The 13,618-nt window shown below is 60.6% G+C and carries 12 protein-coding genes; 8 read left to right on the forward strand and 4 right to left on the reverse strand.

The window, feature by feature from the left end; genetic code table 11:
- The first annotated feature begins 29 nt into the window (after positions 1–29).
- The 5 genes from gshA to tauD all read left to right on the forward strand — a co-directional run bounded on the left by gshA (position 30) and on the right by tauD (position 5,452).
- Positions 30–1,613: a glutamate--cysteine ligase gene (gene gshA / locus IB246_RS10225; RefSeq protein WP_008040158.1), complete on the forward strand. Its 1,584-nt coding sequence runs from the start codon at positions 30–32 to the stop codon at positions 1,611–1,613.
- A gap of 245 nt (positions 1,614–1,858) precedes the next feature.
- Entirely contained in the window at positions 1,859–2,836 is a 978-nt protein-coding gene (gene tauA, locus IB246_RS10230) for a taurine ABC transporter substrate-binding protein (protein WP_008032265.1), read from the forward strand.
- A 16-nt stretch (positions 2,837–2,852) separates the two neighbouring features.
- Positions 2,853–3,647, forward strand: coding sequence for a taurine ABC transporter ATP-binding subunit (tauB, locus tag IB246_RS10235; RefSeq protein WP_008040159.1), 795 nt, complete (start codon positions 2,853–2,855; stop codon positions 3,645–3,647).
- Complete coding sequence (gene tauC / locus IB246_RS10240) at positions 3,644–4,477, forward strand: taurine ABC transporter permease TauC (RefSeq protein WP_008040160.1); 834 nt, start codon at positions 3,644–3,646, stop codon at positions 4,475–4,477. The genes tauB and tauC overlap by 4 nt, the downstream gene beginning before the upstream one ends.
- 132 nt (positions 4,478–4,609) lie before the next feature.
- Positions 4,610–5,452, forward strand: coding sequence for a taurine dioxygenase (gene tauD / locus IB246_RS10245; RefSeq protein WP_008040161.1), 843 nt, complete (start codon positions 4,610–4,612; stop codon positions 5,450–5,452).
- 164 nt (positions 5,453–5,616) lie between these two features.
- Here the strand turns inward: tauD and mgrA are convergent, their stop codons facing one another.
- Together mgrA and IB246_RS10255 are read right to left on the reverse strand one after the other, a co-directional pair.
- Positions 5,617–6,654: an L-glyceraldehyde 3-phosphate reductase gene (mgrA, locus tag IB246_RS10250; RefSeq protein ID WP_008040162.1), complete on the reverse strand. Its 1,038-nt coding sequence runs from the start codon at positions 6,652–6,654 to the stop codon at positions 5,617–5,619.
- A 133-nt stretch (positions 6,655–6,787) separates the two neighbouring features.
- Positions 6,788–7,678 (reverse strand): LysR family transcriptional regulator, encoded by an 891-nt coding sequence (locus tag IB246_RS10255; RefSeq protein ID WP_008040163.1) that lies wholly within the window; start codon positions 7,676–7,678, stop codon positions 6,788–6,790.
- A 127-nt stretch (positions 7,679–7,805) separates the two neighbouring features.
- On the opposite strand from IB246_RS10255, the gene IB246_RS10260 reads away from it, so the two are divergent.
- Together IB246_RS10260 and IB246_RS10265 are read left to right on the forward strand one after the other, a co-directional pair.
- A complete protein-coding gene (locus IB246_RS10260) occupies positions 7,806–8,546 on the forward strand; it encodes an SDR family oxidoreductase (protein WP_008040165.1) in 741 nt (246 codons plus the stop codon).
- A 143-nt stretch (positions 8,547–8,689) separates the two neighbouring features.
- Positions 8,690–8,950, forward strand: coding sequence for a hypothetical protein (locus IB246_RS10265; protein WP_008032471.1), 261 nt, complete (start codon positions 8,690–8,692; stop codon positions 8,948–8,950).
- A gap of 2 nt (positions 8,951–8,952) precedes the next feature.
- On the opposite strand, the gene betT is transcribed toward IB246_RS10265, so the two are convergent.
- Both betT and epsC read right to left on the reverse strand, forming a co-directional pair.
- Entirely contained in the window at positions 8,953–10,908 is a 1,956-nt protein-coding gene (betT, locus tag IB246_RS10270) for a choline transporter BetT (RefSeq protein WP_177318179.1), read from the reverse strand.
- A gap of 425 nt (positions 10,909–11,333) precedes the next feature.
- A complete protein-coding gene (epsC, locus tag IB246_RS10275; RefSeq protein ID WP_008032476.1) occupies positions 11,334–12,260 on the reverse strand; it encodes a serine O-acetyltransferase EpsC in 927 nt (308 codons plus the stop codon).
- A gap of 192 nt (positions 12,261–12,452) precedes the next feature.
- On the opposite strand from epsC, the gene IB246_RS10280 reads away from it, so the two are divergent.
- Positions 12,453–13,445, forward strand: a complete 993-nt coding sequence (locus IB246_RS10280; protein ID WP_008040168.1) for a D-cysteine desulfhydrase — start codon at positions 12,453–12,455, stop codon at positions 13,443–13,445.
- The last annotated feature ends 173 nt before the right edge of the window (positions 13,446–13,618 follow it).

Consider the following 13,618-nt stretch of genomic DNA (forward strand, 5'->3'; position numbering starts at 1 on the left):
GGGGCGACTGACGCGTGAAGGAATCCAACTTGAGCGAACTTCTCAACCGCCGCCTGGCTCTGCTCGGCGAGCGCGCTAACCTCTCTCTGCTCGAACAGTGCCTTCACGGCATCGAACGTGAATGCCTGCGCGTGACCGGCGAAGGTCGCCTGGCGCAAACGCCGCACCCGGAAGAATTGGGTTCCGCGCTGACCAACGAACAAATCACCACCGACTATTCCGAGTCGCTGCTGGAGTTCATCACGCCCGCCCTGCCCGACCCGGCCGAGACCCTGGCGAGCCTGGACAGGATTCACCGTTTTGCCTACAGCAAGCTCGGCAACGAGTACCTGTGGAGTCCATCGATGCCGTGCCCGTTGCCGGCCGAGGAAGATATTCCGATCGCCTATTACGGCACCTCCAACATCGGCAAGCTCAAGTATGTCTACCGCAAGGGCCTGGCCCTGCGCTACGGCAAGACCATGCAGTGCATCGCCGGGATTCACTACAACTTCTCCCTGCCGGAGAAGCTCTGGCCGCTGCTCAAGCAGGCGGAAGGTTTTGTCGGTACTGACCGAGACTATCAGTCGTCGGCCTACATCGCGCTGATCCGTAACTTCCGCCGCTACAGCTGGCTGCTGATGTACCTGTTCGGTGCTTCGCCAGCGCTGGACGCCGGTTTCCTGCGCGGTCGCACGCATCAGTTGGAACAGCTGGACCCGGACACCTTGTACCTGCCGTACGCCACCAGCCTGCGCATGAGCGATCTGGGTTACCAGAGCAACGCCCAGGCCGGCCTGACGCCGTGCTACAACGATCTGTCGAGCTACACCGACAGCCTGCGCAAAGCGGTGGCCACACCGTATGCGCCGTATGTCGAAATCGGCACGCACCAGGACGGTGAGTGGGTTCAGCTCAACACCAACATCCTGCAGATCGAAAACGAGTACTACTCCAACATCCGCCCGAAACGCGTGACCTACACCGGCGAACGGCCGATCCAGGCGCTGGTAGCCCGTGGCATTCAGTACGTCGAAGTGCGTTGCCTGGACATCAACCCGTTCCTGCCGATGGGTATCGACCTCACCGAGTCGCGGTTCCTGGATGCGTTCCTGCTGTATTGCGCGCTGAACGACAGCCCGCTGTTGACCAGTAATTCGTGCGGCAACGCGACATCGAATTTCCTCAGCGTGGTCAAGGAAGGTCGCCGTCCGGGCCTGCAACTGCAACGCGACGGTCAACCGGTTGACCTGAAAGAATGGGCGGGCGAGTTGCTGGAGAAGATTGCACCACTGGCGGCGTTGCTGGATCAGAGCCATGGCGGCGATGCGCACAGCAAGGCATTGGACGCGCAACTGGCAAAGGTCAAGGATTCGTCCCTGACGCCATCGGCCCAGGTGCTGGCGGCAATGGCCGAACACAAGGAAAGCTTCAGCCAGTTCTCCCTGCGCCAGAGCCAGGCTCATGCGGAATATTTCCGCAGCGAGCCTTTGAGCAGCGAAGACCAGGCAACGTTTGAAGAGCGCGCACGCTCCTCGCTGGCGGAGCAAGTGGAGCTGGAGCAGAACGAAGTCGGCGATTTCGATGTGTTTGTCGGCTCGTATCAGGCGAGCATTCTGGCAATCAGCAACTAACCTCTGAAGGTCCTTCGAATCTTTTCGCGGGCAAGCCTCGCTCCTACAGTTTTGTGTCGGTCACCCAGTTGTGACTCGACCCCCAACCTGTAGGAGCGAGGCTTGCCCGCGAAGGCTGCGCCGCGGTCTTGCTTAGAATTTTCCGCTCATAAGCTCATTCGAAAAAGTTATTTATTTTCGGATTCTTATATCATTTAGTCTCTTTTTCACGCCGACTCTCGGTCCGCCTGAAAAGGAGCTTCCCAATGAAACTGCATTTCCCTCTTCGCCTCCTGGCGGCCGCGTCTTTGGCTGCGGCGAGTTTCTTTGCCCAGGCGGCTGACGTGACGGTCGCCTACCAGACCACCGTGGACCCGGCGAAAGTCGCCCAGGCCGACGGCGCCTACGAAAAAGCCACCAACGCCAAGATCGACTGGCGCAAATTCGACAACGGTGCCGACATCATCGCCGCCATCGCTTCCGGCGACGTGCAGATCGGCTACCTCGGTTCTAGCCCTCTGACGGCTGCAATCACCCGCAAAGTCCCGGTTGAAACCTTCCTCATCGCCACCCAGATCGGTGCCGCTGAAGCCTTGGTTGCCCGCGACGGCTCCGGGATCAAGACGCCGCAAGACCTGATCGGCAAGAAAATCGCCGTGCCGTTCGTTTCCACCGGCCACTACAGCCTGCTCGCCGCGTTGAAGCACTGGAACATCGACCCTTCGAAAGTCACCGTGCTCAACCTCGCCCCGCCAGCCATCATCGCCGCATGGAAACGCGGTGACATCGACGCCACCTACGTGTGGGACCCAGCGCTCGGTGTGGCCAAGGAAAACGGCAAAGTGCTGATCACCTCCGGCGAACTGGCCAAATTCGGCGCACCAACGTTCGATGCCTGGATCGTGCGTAAAGACTTCGCCGAGAAGCACCCGGAAATCGTCACCGCGTTCGCCAAAGTCACCCTCGACGCCTACGCCGATTACCGCAAAGACCCTAAAGCCTGGCTCGCCAATCAATCCAACGTCGACAAGCTGGTGAAGCTGTCCGGTGCCAAGGCCAGCGACATTCCGCTGCTGCTGCAAGGCAACGTCTATCCGCTGGCGGCTGATCAGGTGATCACCCTCGGCGCGCCGACCACCAAAGCCATCACCGACACCGCCGTGTTCCTGAAAGAACAAGGCAAGGTCGAGGCCGTGCTGCCGGACTACGCGCCGTACGTCAGCGCCAAGTTCATCACCAACTGATCGGGAGTTAATTGCGATGGCCTTGCTACAGCTGGAGCGCATCAGCGCACAGTACCCCGGCAGCCCGGAACCGGTATTGGCGGATATTTCCTTGAGCCTTGGGCCCCAGCAATTGCTGGTGGCCCTCGGCCCGTCCGGCAGTGGCAAGACTTCGCTGTTGAACCTGATTGCCGGTTTCGTCGAGCCCAGCGCCGGGCGCATCACCCTCGATGGCGTGCCGGTCAAAGGCCCGAGCGCCGAACGCGGCGTGGTGTTTCAGGACGACGCGCTGCTGCCTTGGCAAGACGTGCTGGCCAACGTCGGTTTCGGTCTGGAACTGGCCGGTGTCTCCCGGGACAAACGAGAAATCCGCGCTCGGGAAATGCTTGCACTGGTGGACCTTTCCGGTTTCGAAAATCGGCGAATCTGGCAACTGTCCGGTGGCCAGAAACAGCGTGTCGGCCTGGCCCGTGCTCTCGCCGCCGACCCTCGCGTACTGCTGATGGACGAACCTTTCGGCGCCCTCGACGCCTTCACCCGCGAACAGATGCAGGAGCTGCTGCTGCAAGTCTGGCAGCGCACCGCCAAACCCGTATTCCTGATTACCCACGATATTGAAGAAGCGGTGTTTCTCGCCACGGACCTGATTCTGCTGGCGCCAAACCCCGGGCAAATCGTCGAGCGCCTGAGCCTGGATTTCGGTCAGCGTTACGCCGCCGGCGAGTCCGCACGGGCGATCAAATCCGACCCGCGCTTTATCGAAACCCGCGAACACGTACTCGCCAAAGTGTTCTCCCAACGCAGCGCCGCCACGCGGCAGGAGCGCGCATGAGCAGCTATGAAATTCCGGTCGTGACGGTGAAACCGGGTTCGACGGTGATTCCTGTTCGGCGCAGCCTCAGTACTCGCTGGATCAGCGTGCTGACCCTGGTCGCGCTGGTTGCCCTGTGGTGGGCCGTTACCGCCACAGGAATGATCGAACCGCTGTTCCTGCCGCCACCGTCCGCCGTGCTGCAAAAAGGCTGGTTGCTGGTGACCACCGGCTACATGGATTCGACGTTGTGGCAGCACTTGGGCGCGAGCCTCAGCCGCATCGGTCTGGGCCTTGGTTTTGCCGTGCTGACCGCCGTGCCGGTCGGCATCGCCATCGGTCACAACCGCATTGCGCGCGGCATTCTCGATCCGCTGATCGAGTTCTACCGCCCGATTCCACCGCTCGCCTATCTGCCGTTGATTGTCATCTGGTGCGGCATTGGTGAACTGTCGAAAGTCCTGCTGATTTACCTGGCGATTTTCGCCCCGATCGCCATCGCCACCGCGACTGGCGTGCGCACCGTCGACCCGGCCAAATTGCGCGCCGCGCAGTCATTGGGCGCGACCCGGGCGCAGTTGATTCGCCATGTGATTTTGCCGAGTGCGTTGCCGGACATCTTGACGGGCGTGCGCATCGGTCTGGGCGTGGGCTGGTCAACGCTGGTCGCCGCCGAACTGATCGCCGCCACCAGCGGCCTGGGCTTCATGGTGCAGTCGGCCGCACAATTCCTGGTCACCGATGTGGTGGTGCTGGGGATTCTGGTGATTGCGCTGATCGCCTTCGCCATGGAGATGGGCTTGCGTGCGCTGCAACGCAAACTGGTGCCGTGGCACGGCCAGGCTCACTAACAATTTCCCATGTGGGAGCGAGCCTGCTCGCGATGCGGTGTGCCATGCGAAATTGCTGTAACTGACACACCGCTTTCGCCGGCAAGCCGGTCTCGCTCACAGTCGGTACCCCGAATTCAGTAGAGAACCACCATGAGCAACCTGACAATCGTCCCCCTCAGCTCCGCCCTCGGCGCGCAAATCAGCGGCATCGACATCAGTCAGCCATTGAACCTGGAACAGCGCGATGCCATCGAGCAGGCACTGCTCAAGCATCAGGTTTTGTTCTTCCGCGACCAGCCGATCACGCCGCAGCAACAGGCGCGTTTCGCCGCCAACTTCGGCGACCTGCACATTCACCCGATCTACCCGAATGTGCCCGAACAGCCGGAAGTGCTGATCCTCGACACCGCCGTCACCGACGTGCGCGACAACGCGATCTGGCACACCGACGTGACCTTCCTGCCGACCCCGGCGATGGGCGCGGTGCTCAGCGCAAAACTGTTGCCGGAGTTTGGCGGCGACACGTTGTGGGCCAGCGGCATTGCGGCTTATGAGGCGCTGTCCACACCGATGAAAAGTCTGCTGGAAGGGCTGACGGCGACGCACGATTTCACCCGTTCGTTTCCGTTGGAACGCTATGGCAACACGCCTGAAGCATTGGCTCAGTGGGAAGAGGCTCGCCGGAAAAATCCACCGCTGTCGCACCCGGTCATTCGCACGCACCCGGTGAGCGGGCGCCGTTCGTTGTTCGTCAGTGAAGGGTTTACGTCGAAGATCAATGAGCTGTCGGAGACGGAGAGCGAGGCGATTCTGAAGTTTCTGTTCGCCCATTCCACGCGGCCGGAATTCACCATTCGCTGGCGCTGGCAGCAGGACGACATCGCGTTCTGGGACAACCGCGTGACGCAGCATTACGCGGTGGATGACTACCGGCCGGCGCGGCGGGTGATGCAGCGGGCTACGGTGTTGGGGGATGTGCCGTTTTTTCGGTGAGTTCCTGACTTCTTTGTTGCCTGCCCCGGCCCTATCGCGAGCAGGCTCGCTCCCACAAAGTGATCGGTCGACCACAAATATTGTGGTCAACCCCCAACCCCTGTGGGAGCGAGCCTGCTCGCGATATCGGACTGACAGACGCCAGATAACCCGGCGCCGAACACTCATTCAGCCGTCGAAGGTTTCTCCCAAAGATTGATCCCGCCCTCTTGGGCAAACCGGTCAATCTCCGCCAGCTCTTCCGCACTGAAGCTCAGATTCTTCAACGCCCCGACGTTCTCGATAATCTGCTCCGGCCGGCTCGCACCGATCAGCGCCGAAGTCACCCGAGGGTCGCGCAGCGTCCAGGCCAACGCCAGTTGCGCCAGGCTCTGGCCGCGACGCTTGGCAATCTCATTGAGCCCACGCACATGGGCGATGTTGGCCTCCGACAGGTGCGAGGACTGCAACGAACCGCCGCCCGGACGATTGACCCGCGCATCCTTCGGAATGCCATTGAGGTATTTGTCGGTCAACAGGCCCTGCGCCAACGGCGTGAACGCAATCACGCCGGTACCGAGCTCGTCGGTGACATCCAGCAGATCCTTTTCCACCCAGCGATTAAGCAGGTTGTAGGCCGGCTGGTGAATCAGCAACGGCACTTTCCACTCTTGCAACAGCGCCGCCATCTCACGGGTTTTCACCCCGGAATACGACGAGATGCCGATGTACAGCGCCTTGCCCTGCTGCACCGCCGTGGCCAGCGCGCTGGCGGTTTCTTCCAGCGGCGTGTCCGGGTCGAAACGGTGGGAGTAGAAAATATCCACGTATTCCAGGCCCAGACGCTGCAGGCTCTGATCAAGGCTGGCCAGCACGTATTTACGCGAACCACCGCCCTGCCCATAAGGACCGGGCCACATGTCCCAACCCGCCTTGCTCGAGATGATCAGCTCGTCGCGATACTGCTTGAAGTCTTCACGCAGCAAACGCCCGAAGTTGGTCTCGGCGCTGCCATACGGCGGGCCATAGTTATTGGCGAGGTCGAAGTGGTTGATCCCCAGATCGAACGCCGTGCGCAGCAACGAGCGCTGGGTGTCGATCGGCGTGCTGTCGCCGAAGTTGTGCCACAGCCCCAGGGACAACGCCGGCAACACCAGACCGCTACGACCGACGCGGCGGTAAGGGATGGAGTCGTAGCGGTTTTCGGCAGCGGTGTAGGTCATCGAATCCTCTCTTGTCTGTCTTGAAGTTGGTATCGACTGCTTCGCAAGTTGCCCAGCATACGCCCAGACAAACGTCGATAAACCTCGGACTTGAGGAAATGCTGAAACGTTTCACATATTTTCGATTCGAGGGCTAACGCGCCCCCGCGAACACCTCACCCAACCAATCCACAAACACCCGAACCCGTGGCGACATGTGTCGGTTGTGCGGATACAACACTGAAACCGGCATCGGCGGTGGCGGCGTGTCGATCAGGACTTCCTGCACCAGGCCCTGGGCGATCTGCGTTTCCATTCGGTAATGCGGGCACTGGATCAAGCCCAGTCCGGCAATGGCCGAGGCGGCGTAGATTTCTGCGCCGAACACCGAGATCGCGCCCTCGATGGCGACTTCCTGCAACTCGCCATCGACCATGAATTCGAACGGGAACAACTTCGCCGTGGTGCGCGAGACGTAGTTCACCGCGCGATGATGTTTCAGGTCCTCGAGGGATTTTGGCTCGCCGAATTTGCGCAGGTAAGCCGGGCTGGCGCAGGTGATCTGGCGCAGGTTGGCGACACGTTTGCCGATCAGCGCCGAGTCGCCGAGGGTGCCGGCCCGCAGCACACAGTCAACGCCTTCGGCGATCAGGTCGACAAAGCGGTCGGCCTCGCTGATGGACAGTTCGATGTCCGGATAGCGCTCCATGAATTGCGGCAAGGCGGGGATGACAAAACTCTTGGCCAGCGTGCCGTGCAAATCCACCCGCAATCGCCCCTTCGGCGCGACGCTGCGAAAAGCCAGTTCAGCTTCTTCCAGTTCCGCCAGCAATTGCACACAACGCAAGTAGTACGCCTCGCCGTCCAGCGTAGGACGCACCTTACGCGTGCTGCGCTCCAGTAAACGCGTACCGAGCCACGCTTCGAACTGGTTCAGCGTGTGGGTCAGGGTTGCCCGTGGCAGGTTCAGGTCTTCGGCGGCCAGGGTGAAGCTGCTGCGCTCGTAGATCCGCACGAACACCTTCATCGCTTTGACTTGATCCATGGCGTTCCCGACCTTTGATTGTTGGCGATTATTGAACAGTCAAGGCAACTCTGGTGCATTTATCAGCCTGAGTAAACATGTGAGTCTGGCTTCACCCCAAACGGACACCTACAAAGGATTCACCGCCATGACTACTCAAACTTCGAAAGTTGCCATCGTGACCGGCGCCTCCCGCGGCATCGGCGCCGTGATCGCCAAACAACTGGCCAGCGAAGGTTTCGCCGTCGCCATCAACTACGCCAGCAGCGCCACAGAAGCCTCAAAGCTGGTCGTTGAACTGCGTCAGGCCGGCCATCAAGCCATAGCGATCAAGGCTGACGTGGCCAATGCCGACGATGTACGCCGGATGTTCGATGAAACCGAAACGCAATTGGGCAAAGTCGATGTGCTGATCAACAACGCCGGCATTCTCAAAGTGATGCCGCTGGCGCAGCACACGGACGAACTGTTCGACCAGAACTTCAACATTCACGCTCGCGGTACTTTCAATACGTTGCGTGAAGCGGCGACCCGTTTGAACAGCGGTGGCCGGATCGTCAATTTCTCCAGCAGCACCGTCGGCATGAACCTGCCGGGTTACGCCGTGTACATCGCCAGCAAAGCCGCGGTGGAGTCCCTGACTCAGGTGTTCGCCAAGGAAATGCGCGGTCGCAACATCACCGTCAACGCCGTTGCGCCTGGCCCGGTGGCGACCGATTTGTTTTTGCACGGCAAGAGTGAAGAGCAAATCCAGACCTTCGCCAAGATGCCGCCGCTGGAACGCTTGGGGCAGCCGGAAGACATCTCGCGCGTCGTGTCTTTCCTGGTCGGCCCAAATTCGGCGTGGGTCAATGGACAGATTCTGCGGGTGAATGGCGGGTTGGTTTAAGCTGCTATGTAGGCAGGATTGACGCCATCGCTGGCAAGCCAGCTCCTACAAGGGTTCTGTGAACGACGCGGTCCACTGTAGGAGCTGGCTTGCCAGCGATGAGGGCCTCAAACGCAACACACTTCTGAAGGGAGGAACGCATCATGCACACCACGATCATCATCACCTTCGGCCTGGTCCTCCTGGCGCTGATGCTGTTCATCGGCGAGAACATCGGCTTCAGCCGCCAGACGCTGACCTACAGCTTCATCGTGTTGTGGCTGGCCCTGACGATGATCAACGGCGCCATCGGTGTGGTCACCGCCGGCCAGTCCGTGACCACGGAGCTGGTGGTCGGCAGCATCGTGTTCAGTATCCCCGTGGCGGCGCTGGTGCTGTTCATGGTGATGAGCAGCGAGGCCTGAGTTCAACGCACCAGATGCAAAAACTGCAGGTGCCGCTCGTACTGATCGAGGATGTCGTTGATGACCTGGTCCTTGGTGTAACCCACCAGATCGTAGTCCTGACTGCCCTCGCTCAGGTGCACTTCGGCCCGATAATAACGGCGATTGTTGAGTTGCTTGGGACCCATGCCGCCACGGGCGAATGACGGCGTGAAGTAGCCACGCATCTGCACCTGATAGATGAACGGATGCTGCTCGCCGTGACCGATTTCCAGGCTGACGCTGTCGTTCGCCGGATCGGGTTGAGTGACCACGTTCAAGCCCTTCTCGACGAACACCGCCGACACCTCTTCAATCGCCGGGCGCACCGTCGTGTCGAGGAAGCGATAGACCTCATCCCGCGACGGGAAATGCACCGCCTGACTCAAACGCTGACGCCAACCGCCGCGCCGCGATCCGGACACCGGTGCCAGGGAATGCAGCTGCGCGATCTGCTTCTGCGACTCCAGGTAAAACGCCTTGTGCAGCCCCCACATCATCAGCAGCAAGATCATCGAGAACGGCAACGAAGTCAGCACCACCGCTGACTTCAGCGCATCGATGCTGCCCGAAAACAGCAGCGCACTGGTGACCAGCGCGGTCATCGCGCCCCAGAACACCCGCAGCCATTTCGGCCCGTCTTCATCCGGGTTACCGCCCTTGGCCGAGAGTGTCGACAGCACCACGGTGCCGGAATCGGCCGAGGTAACGAAGAACACGAAGCTGATGAACACCGTGACCGCAATCACGGTTTTGCTCCACGGATAGGTTTCCAGCAGCAGGTACAGCGTCATCGACGGGTTGTCGATGGCCGACATGCCGAGCGCGCTCATGCCGTGGTTAAGCACCTGATCAATGGCGCTGTTGCCGAAAATCGACATCCACGCCAGGGTGAAACCGAGCGGAATCAACAGCACGCCGAAGACGAATTCGCGGATGGTGCGGCCACGGGAAATCCGCGCGATGAACAGGCCCACGAATGGCGACCACGCGATCCACCACGCCCAATAAAACACCGTCCAGCCGCCCAGCCAGTCGCTGGGTTTGTCGTAGGCGTAGAGGTCGAAACTTTTCATCGGCAAGGCGCCGAGGTAGTCGCCGAGGTTCTGGATCAGGGTATTGAGCAGGTGCTGCGTAGGGCCGGCGAACAACACGAACAGCAGCAGCGCACAGGCCAGCAGCATGTTGATGTCGGACATCACCCGCACGCCTTTATCGACGCCGGCCACTGCGACGATGATCGCCGCGCCCATCATCAGCGTGATCAGGCCGACCTGAATCCACTGGGTGTGAGCGATGCCGAACAGGTAATCCAGGCCCGAGTTGAGGTGCAACACGCCGAAGCCCATGTCGGCACCGAGGCCGAACACTGTGGCGATGATGCCGAAGCCATCCACCGCATAACCGATCGGGCCGTTGATGCGTTTGCCGATCAGTGGGTACAGCGCCGAACGCAAGGCCAGCGGCAGATTGTGCCGGTACGCGAAGTAGGCCAGCGCCATGCCGACGAAGGCAAACACGCCCCAGCCGTGCAGGCCCCAGTGCAGAAACAGAATCTGCATCGCCTGGCGCGCCGCGTCCGCTGTGCCGGCCTCGCCTTGCGGCGGTTGCAACAGATGGGTCAATGGTTCGGACACGCAAAAGAAGAACAGCGTGATGCTGATCCCGGCGGCGAACAGCATGCCGGCCCAGGACAGGTAGCTGAATTCGGGCTCGTCGTGGTCGGCACCGAGCTTGATCTTGCCGTAGCCGGACAAGGCGGTGACCACCACGAAGACCAGATACAGCGTCATCGCGAGCATGTAATACCAGCCGACCGTATTGGCCGCCCAGTTTTGCGCTTGCAGCAACCAGGCGCCGGCTTGTTCAGGCATGGCGATAACGACGATGCCGAACAGAAAAATAAACGTCGCCGCGAAGTAAAACACCGGCGGATTCATGCGGATCTGGCCGCTGGCGGGGGTGGACGATGCACTCATGAAAGGTGCACCTCGAGGGGGTGAAACCGGGCAATCAATAACGGACTCGGCAAGGGCAAGCCTCCTGTTGTGAGCGGGCAGCAAACCGACGGTTTAACTTGAATGAGCGTTCAAGTTAAACATAGATAGGGGGCTAAGGACTAATCGCAGGGCTCGGCGGTAGTGTTCGTACGCTAGCTCAAGGATGGGTATGACGTGGGGTTTTGGGGGGGTGTTCAGTGGGGAAATGGGTGGATGCCGTTATCGCGGTTTGTCTTGAAACCGATCGCCAGCAAGCCGGCTCCTACAGGGTTTTATGTCGAACGGTAATCCCGAGTACGGCACAAACTTTGTAGGAGCCGGCTTGCCGGCGATGGCGTCAGAATTATTGCTAGAGATCCCGGGCCTTACTTCTGCGTCCCATCATCGTGCTGCAAATTCGCCTGCGTCAGGTTGGCCCCCGCCGGCACACTGCGAGTCAGCCAGACATTGCCGCCAATGGTCGAACCCTTGCCGATGGTGATCCGCCCCAGAATGGTCGCGCCGGCATAAATCACCACATCGTCTTCAACAATCGGATGCCGCGGATGGCCCTTCTGCAACTGGCCGTCTTCATCCGCCGGGAAGCGTTTGGCGCCCAGGGTCACGGCCTGATAAATCCGCACACGCTCGCCGATGATCGCGGTCTCGCCGATCACCACGCCCGTCCCGTGATCGATGAAAAAGCTGCGGCCGATCTGCGCGCCCGGGTGAATGTCGATACCCGTCGCCGAGTGCGCGATTTCTGCACTGATCCGTGCCAGCAGCGGCAGCCCGGCACGGTACAAATGGTGGGCGAGGCGATGGTGAATCACCGCCAGAATCCCCGGATAGCACAGCAGCACTTCATCGACGCTGCGGGCCGCCGGGTCACCGTGATAGGCCGCCAGCACATCGGTGTCCAACAGGCTGCGCAGGCCCGGCAGGGCGAGTGCGAAGTCCTGGATGATCTGGATCGTTTTGGCTTCGACTTCAGTGTCGGCCGAGGCACTGTGGCGGGCGGCGTAACGCAGTTCGAGCCGTGCCTGTCCCAGCAATGCATTCAACGCGACGTCCAGCGTGTGACCGACGTAGAAATCTTCACTCTCTTCACGCAGGTCGACCGGCCCCAGGCGCATCGGGAACAACGCCCCGCACAACGCTTCAAGAATCTCCGCCATGGCCGCTCGGGAAGGCAACTCGCGGCCACCCTGCTCGCCGCTGGCGCGGCCGTTTTGTGCACGCCACTCGTCACGCGCCGTGCGCAGTTGGCTGACGATGGTCTGCAATTGCCAATGGCTGGAACGCTCGCTCACGGTAAAAACTCCACACGGGCGGCCGGACTGTCTGGCCGCACTGACGGCGATTACTTTACGGCAAGGTCTGGAAACCGAATTAAGAACTGATTGTGCTGTGCTCAGCACTTTTGGCTATAAGTAATCTTGCCGGTTGCCCATGCATTTGGGCGTGCCTATAGTCCTGACATCTCCCACCGCCAGTACGGACCCATGATCAAACAACAGCTCGCCCGTTTTGACCGCCTCGATCTGCTCGGCCACCCGACCCCTCTGGAAAAACTCGAACGCCTGTCAGCCTGGCTGGGCCGCGACGTGTACGTCAAACGCGATGACCTGACGCCGCTGGCGATGGGCGGCAACAAGCTGCGCAAACTCGAATACCTGGGGGCCGATGCGCTGGCCCAGGGCGCGGACACGCTGATCACCGCCGGCGCGCTGCAATCCAACCACGTGCGCCAGACCGCCGCCCTCGCCGCCAAACTGGGCCTGGGATGCGTAGCGTTGCTGGAAAATCCTTTGGGCACCGAAGACGCCAACTATGTCGGCAACGGCAATCGGCTGCTGCTTGACCTGTTCGATGCCAAGGTCGAGTTGGTGGACAACCTCGACAACGCCGATGAGCAACTGGAAGCATTGGCCGCACGCCTGCGCAGCAACGGCAAAAAGCCGTATCTGGTGCCGATTGGAGGCTCCAATGCGTTGGGCGCCCTGGGTTATGTGCGCGCCGGGCTGGAATTGGCCGAACAGATCAAGGACACCGGCCTGACCTTCGCCGCCGTCGTGTTGGCCTCGGGCAGCGCCGGGACCCACAGCGGCCTGGCGCTCGCGTTGAGCGAAGCACTGCCGGATTTGCCAGTGATTGGCGTGACGGTTTCACGCAGCGAAGAAGATCAGCGGCCGAAGGTTCAAGGCCTCGCCGAGCGCACCGCAGCACTGTTGGGCGTCAGCCTGCCGACAAGTTTCAAGGTTGAGTTGTGGGACGAATATTTCGGCCCGCGCTATGGCGAGCCGAATGCCGGGACGTTGTCGGCGGTAAAACTGGTCGCGAGCCAGGAAGGCTTGTTGCTGGACCCGGTGTATACCGGCAAGGCGATGGCGGGGTTGCTGGACGGGATTGGGCGTCAGCGTTTTGATGAAGGACCGATCATTTTCCTGCACACCGGTGGGGCGCCGGCGTTGTTTGCCTACGACTCGGCTTTTTAAGAGCGCTTTGCGCTCTATCGCCAGCAAGCCGGCTCCTACAGGTTTTGTGTCGTTAAGAAATTTATAGTCCGACACAACCCCTGTAGGAGCCGGCTTGCTGGCGATAGCGGTCTACCTGACGCATATGCATTTTAAGAATAACAAACGCAATATTTATTATTTTCATATCTATA

Source organism: Pseudomonas sp. PDM01, from assembly GCF_014852325.1.
Lineage (GTDB): Bacteria > Pseudomonadota > Gammaproteobacteria > Pseudomonadales > Pseudomonadaceae > Aquipseudomonas > Aquipseudomonas migulae.

Excerpts from the sequence above, each read along its gene's own strand:
- IB246_RS10260 (WP_008040165.1), top strand. The coding sequence starts at position 7,806 with ATGACTACTCAAACTTCGAAAGTTGCCATCGTGACCGGCGCCTCCCGC.
- IB246_RS10255 (WP_008040163.1), bottom strand. The coding sequence starts at position 7,678 with ATGGATCAAGTCAAAGCGATGAAGGTGTTCGTGCGGATCTACGAGCGC.
- IB246_RS10280 (WP_008040168.1), top strand. The coding sequence starts at position 12,453 with ATGATCAAACAACAGCTCGCCCGTTTTGACCGCCTCGATCTGCTCGGC.
- tauB (WP_008040159.1), top strand. The coding sequence starts at position 2,853 with ATGGCCTTGCTACAGCTGGAGCGCATCAGCGCACAGTACCCCGGCAGC.
- IB246_RS10265 (WP_008032471.1), top strand. The coding sequence starts at position 8,690 with ATGCACACCACGATCATCATCACCTTCGGCCTGGTCCTCCTGGCGCTG.
- tauC (WP_008040160.1), top strand. The coding sequence starts at position 3,644 with ATGAGCAGCTATGAAATTCCGGTCGTGACGGTGAAACCGGGTTCGACG.
- tauD (WP_008040161.1), top strand. The coding sequence starts at position 4,610 with ATGAGCAACCTGACAATCGTCCCCCTCAGCTCCGCCCTCGGCGCGCAA.
- betT (WP_177318179.1), bottom strand. The coding sequence starts at position 10,908 with ATGAATCCGCCGGTGTTTTACTTCGCGGCGACGTTTATTTTTCTGTTC.
- mgrA (WP_008040162.1), bottom strand. The coding sequence starts at position 6,654 with ATGACCTACACCGCTGCCGAAAACCGCTACGACTCCATCCCTTACCGC.
- tauA (WP_008032265.1), top strand. The coding sequence starts at position 1,859 with ATGAAACTGCATTTCCCTCTTCGCCTCCTGGCGGCCGCGTCTTTGGCT.